Annotated in this window: 2 tRNA genes and 2 rRNA genes; all 4 read left to right on the forward strand. The window is 48.4% G+C overall.

Annotation, left to right across the window (positions count from 1 at the left end):
• Positions 1-289 precede the first annotated feature (289 nt).
• The 4 genes from HQR03_RS13895 to HQR03_RS13910 all read left to right on the forward strand — a co-directional run bounded on the left by HQR03_RS13895 (position 290) and on the right by HQR03_RS13910 (position 5,302).
• Positions 290-1,828, forward strand: a 16S ribosomal RNA gene (locus tag HQR03_RS13895).
• Positions 1,829-1,920: 92 nt separating this feature from the next.
• A tRNA-Ile gene (locus HQR03_RS13900) sits at positions 1,921-1,997 on the forward strand.
• A gap of 9 nt (positions 1,998-2,006) precedes the next feature.
• Positions 2,007-2,082: transfer RNA gene (locus tag HQR03_RS13905), tRNA-Ala, on the forward strand.
• Between the two features lie 358 nt (positions 2,083-2,440).
• A 23S ribosomal RNA gene (locus tag HQR03_RS13910) occupies positions 2,441-5,302 on the forward strand.
• The 16S and 23S rRNA genes sit together here with 2 tRNA genes alongside, the layout of an rRNA operon.
• Positions 5,303-5,424: the final 122 nt, after the last annotated feature.

A 5,424-nucleotide genomic window follows, 5' to 3' on the forward strand; every position in this document is an offset into this window, starting at 1 on the left:
GCTAAATGGTGAAAGAGACACCCTATATAATCACCTACTGGACGACAGTAGATGAACACTATTTAAAAGCATAACTAAAGAACAACTTGTGTGGATTTTTGCTGATTCAGAATGCTAAAAAATAAAGTTGACTATCTTTTCTTTTCGGAAAGATTCTAACTATAAAAATTATCATTTAAGACAGCAGAAAAACTCAAAGTTAATTCATTACGAACATAATTTTTAGCGATTTTGCCAGATTAGATGAGCCAAGTTTAGTAGCCTCTTTAAAGGGTTACATAGCAAGATTAAACTGAAGAGTTTGATCATGGCTCAGATTGAACGCTGGCGGCAGGCTTAACACATGCAAGTCGAGCGGAAACGATGGTAGCTTGCTACCAGGCGTCGAGCGGCGGACGGGTGAGTAATACTTAGGAATCTACCTAGTAGTGGGGGATAGCTCGGGGAAACTCGAATTAATACCGCATACGACCTACGGGAGAAAGGGGGCAGTTTACTGCTCTCGCTATTAGATGAGCCTAAGTCGGATTAGCTAGATGGTGGGGTAAAGGCCTACCATGGCGACGATCTGTAGCTGGTCTGAGAGGATGATCAGCCACACCGGGACTGAGACACGGCCCGGACTCCTACGGGAGGCAGCAGTGGGGAATATTGGACAATGGGGGAAACCCTGATCCAGCCATGCCGCGTGTGTGAAGAAGGCCTTTTGGTTGTAAAGCACTTTAAGCAGTGAAGAAGACTCCGTGGTTAATACCCACGGACGATGACATTAGCTGCAGAATAAGCACCGGCTAACTCTGTGCCAGCAGCCGCGGTAATACAGAGGGTGCAAGCGTTAATCGGAATTACTGGGCGTAAAGGGAGCGTAGGTGGCTCGATAAGTCAGATGTGAAATCCCCGGGCTCAACCTGGGAACTGCATCTGATACTGTTGAGCTAGAGTATGTGAGAGGAAGGTAGAATTCCAGGTGTAGCGGTGAAATGCGTAGAGATCTGGAGGAATACCGATGGCGAAGGCAGCCTTCTGGCATAATACTGACACTGAGGCTCGAAAGCGTGGGTAGCAAACAGGATTAGATACCCTGGTAGTCCACGCCGTAAACGATGTCTACTAGTCGTTGGGTCCCTTGAGGACTTAGTGACGCAGCTAACGCAATAAGTAGACCGCCTGGGGAGTACGGCCGCAAGGTTAAAACTCAAATGAATTGACGGGGGCCCGCACAAGCGGTGGAGCATGTGGTTTAATTCGATGCAACGCGAAGAACCTTACCTGGTCTTGACATATCTAGAATCCTGCAGAGATGCGGGAGTGCCTTCGGGAATTAGAATACAGGTGCTGCATGGCTGTCGTCAGCTCGTGTCGTGAGATGTTGGGTTAAGTCCCGCAACGAGCGCAACCCTTGTCCTTAGTTACCAGCGGGTTAAGCCGGGAACTCTAAGGATACTGCCAGTGACAAACTGGAGGAAGGCGGGGACGACGTCAAGTCATCATGGCCCTTACGACCAGGGCTACACACGTGCTACAATGGTAGGTACAGAGGGCAGCTACACAGCGATGTGATGCGAATCTCAAAAAGCCTATCGTAGTCCAGATTGGAGTCTGCAACTCGACTCCATGAAGTAGGAATCGCTAGTAATCGCGGATCAGAATGCCGCGGTGAATACGTTCCCGGGCCTTGTACACACCGCCCGTCACACCATGGGAGTTGATTGCACCAGAAGTGGATAGCTTAACCTTCGGGGGAGCGTTCACCACGGTGTGGTTGATGACTGGGGTGAAGTCGTAACAAGGTAGCCGTAGGGGAACCTGCGGCTGGATCACCTCCTTATAGATGGCATTCGGTCAGCAAGAATTCACAACAAGTTGTTCTTTAGTTTAGCTAGTATTTATTATTAGCGCTTTGCCTTGACAGGCAGACACAGGCCTGTAGCTCAGCTGGTTAGAGCACCGTGTTGATAACGCGGGGGTCGGCAGTTCAAGTCTGCCCAGGCCTACCATTTATTTACGGGGCCATAGCTCAGTTGGTAGAGCGCCTGCCTTGCACGCAGGAGGTCAACGGTTCGACTCCGTTTGGCTCCACCATAATAAATACGATAGTAGATATATTAAACAAGCATAAACAGAAACAAATAATTCAGATATTACATCATACGATTATTTCTTTCTGTTTTATACAGAACTTATGACTCGACGAGAGCGTAAGAACTATTTAAAAACATAGATATGAGTCTGGGTTAGGAACACGTGTTCACGCGTTGTTCCTAACCTTAATAACTCACTACTTAACGACATCAGTTGTTATCCCAGTAGTGAGTTATTAAAAAAGTAAAGAGAACTGAATCAAGCGTATAAACATAGGTGATATCGTTATCATAATTAGACTTATATAACACTTTGAAGTTAAAACTTATTTATAAGTTAAGACTACTTGGGGTTGTATGGTCAAGTAATGAAGCGCACATGGTGGATGCCTTGGCAGTCAGAGGCGATGAAAGACGTGACAGCCTGCGATAAGCTTCGGGGAGGCGGCAATATCCTGTGATCCGGAGATTTCTGAATGGGGAAACCCACTTACCATAAGGTAGGTATCTTGTACTTGTACAAGAAGCGAACGAGGGGAAGTGAAACATCTCAGTACCCTTAGGAATAGACATCAAATGAGATTCCCCAAGTAGCGGCGAGCGAACGGGGAGAAGCCGATTAGTGCTAATGTAGAAGAACAGCGTGGGAAAGCTGACCGTAGTAGGTGATAGTCCTGTATTCGAAACATTAGCGTTAACATATTAAGTAGAGCGGGGCACGAGAAATCCTGTTTGAAGATGGGGGGACCATCCTCCAAGGCTAAATACTCCTGACTGACCGATAGTGAACCAGTACCGTGAGGGAAAGGCGAAAAGAACCCCTGTGAGGGGAGTGAAATAGAACCTGAAACCGTGTGCGTACAAGCAGTGGGAGCCTTAATTTATTAGGGTGACCGCGTACCTTTTGTATAATGGGTCAGCGACTTATGTTCTGTAGCAAGGTTAACCGTTTAGGGGAGCCGTAGGGAAACCGAGTCTTAATAGGGCGTTTAGTTGCAGGGCATAGACCCGAAACCGAGTGATCTATCCATGAGCAGGTTGAAAGTGCCGTAACAGGCACCGGAGGACCGAACCCACTGTCGTTGAAAAGCCAGGGGATGACTTGTGGATAGGGGTGAAAGGCTAATCAAACTCGGTGATAGCTGGTTCTCCCCGAAAGCTATTTAGGTAGCGCCTCGGACGAACACCATTGGGGGTAGAGCACTGTTTCGGCTAGGGGGTCATACCGACTTACCAAACCGATGCAAACTCCGAATACCGATGAGTGATATCCGGGAGACACACAGTGGGTGCTAACGTCCATTGTGGAGAGGGAAACAACCCAGACCGCCAGCTAAGGCCCCAAATTCCTAGTTAAGTGGGAAACGAGGTGGGAAGGCATAGACAGCTAGGAGGTTGGCTTAGAAGCAGCCATCCTTTAAAGAAAGCGTAATAGCTCACTAGTCGAGTCGGCCCGCGCGGAAGATGTAACGGGGCTCAAACTAGGAGCCGAAGCTGCGGATTTGAATTTGTTTTCAAGTGGTAGGGGAGCGTTGTGTAAGCCTGTGAAGGTGTGTCGTAAGGCATGCTGGAGGTATCACAAGAGCGAATGCTGACGTGAGTAACGATAATGCGAGTGAAAAGCTCGCACGCCGGAAGATCAAGGGTTCCAGTCCAACGTTAATCGGGGCTGGGTGAGTCGACCCCTAAGGCGAGGCCGAAAGGCGTAGTCGATGGGAAATCGGTTAATATTCCGATACTTGTTTATAATGCGATGGAGGGACGGAGAAGGTTATGTCAGCCTGGCGTTGGTTGTCCAGGTGAAAGGATGTAGGCTTACAACTTAGGTAAATCCGGGTTGTTATATGGCTGAGATCTGATAGCAAGCTGTACTTGTACAGCGAAGTGGCAAATACCATGCTTCCAGGAAAAGCTTCTAAGCAATAGTTATAAACGAATCGTACCCTAAACCGACACAGGTGATCAGGTAGAGAATACCAAGGCGCTTGAGAGAACTCTGCTGAAGGAACTAGGCAAAATGGTACCGTAACTTCGGGAGAAGGTACGCTGTTGATGGTGATAGGACTTGCTCCTTGAGCTGTTGACAGTCGCAGATACCAGGCTGCTGCAACTGTTTATTAAAAACACAGCACTCTGCAAACACGAAAGTGGACGTATAGGGTGTGATGCCTGCCCGGTGCTGGAAGGTTAATTGATGGGGTTAGCGTAAGCGAAGCTCTTGATCGAAGCCCCAGTAAACGGCGGCCGTAACTATAACGGTCCTAAGGTAGCGAAATTCCTTGTCGGGTAAGTTCCGACCTGCACGAATGGCATAATGATGGCAGCGCTGTCTCCAGCAGAGACTCAGTGAAATCGAAATCGCAGTGAAGATGCTGTGTACCCGCGGCTAGACGGAAAGACCCCGTGAACCTTTACTACAGCTTTACATTGAACTTTGACCTGACTTGTGCAGGATAGGTGGGAGGCTTTGAAGCCGAGACGCTAGTCTTGGTGGAGCCAATCTTGAAATACCACCCTGGTCATGTTGGGGTTCTAACTCAGGTATAACAATACCGAGGACAATGTATGGTGGGTAGTTTGACTGGGGCGGTCTCCTCCTAAAGAGTAACGGAGGAGTACGAAGGTGCGCTCAGACCGGTCGGAAATCGGTCGTAGAGTATAAAGGCAAAAGCGCGCTTAACTGCGAGACCCACAAGTCGAGCAGGTACGAAAGTAGGTCTTAGTGATCCGGTGGTTCTGTATGGAAGGGCCATCGCTCAACGGATAAAAGGTACTCTGGGGATAACAGGCTGATACCGCCCAAGAGTTCATATCGACGGCGGTGTTTGGCACCTCGATGTCGGCTCATCTCATCCTAGGGCTGAAGCAGGTCCTAAGGGTATGGCTGTTCGCCATTTAAAGAGGTACGCGAGCTGGGTTTAGAACGTCGTGAGACAGTTCGGTCCCTATCTACCGTGGGCGTTGGAAATTTGAGAGGATCTGCTCCTAGTACGAGAGGACCAGAGTGGACGAACCTCTGGTGTTCGGGTTGTCACGCCAGTGGCATTGCCCGGTAGCTACGTTCGGATGGGATAACCGCTGAAAGCATCTAAGCGGGAAGCCCACCTCAAGATTAGATTTCCCTAAAGAGCCGTTGAAGACTACGACGTTGATAGGCAGGGTGTGGAAGCACAGCGATGTGTGTAGCTAACCTGTACTAATTGCTCGTTTGGCTTGACCATACAACACCCAAGTGGTTTGTATCAAAGCTCTAATTAATCTATCTTGTAAAGCGAAAGCTTTAGAATATATATAATTTCGATATCACCTTTAACCTTGATTCAGTTAGGTTACAAGTTGGTCG

Source organism: Psychrobacter okhotskensis, from assembly GCF_013248965.1.
GTDB classification, from domain to species: Bacteria; Pseudomonadota; Gammaproteobacteria; order Pseudomonadales; family Moraxellaceae; genus Psychrobacter; species Psychrobacter okhotskensis.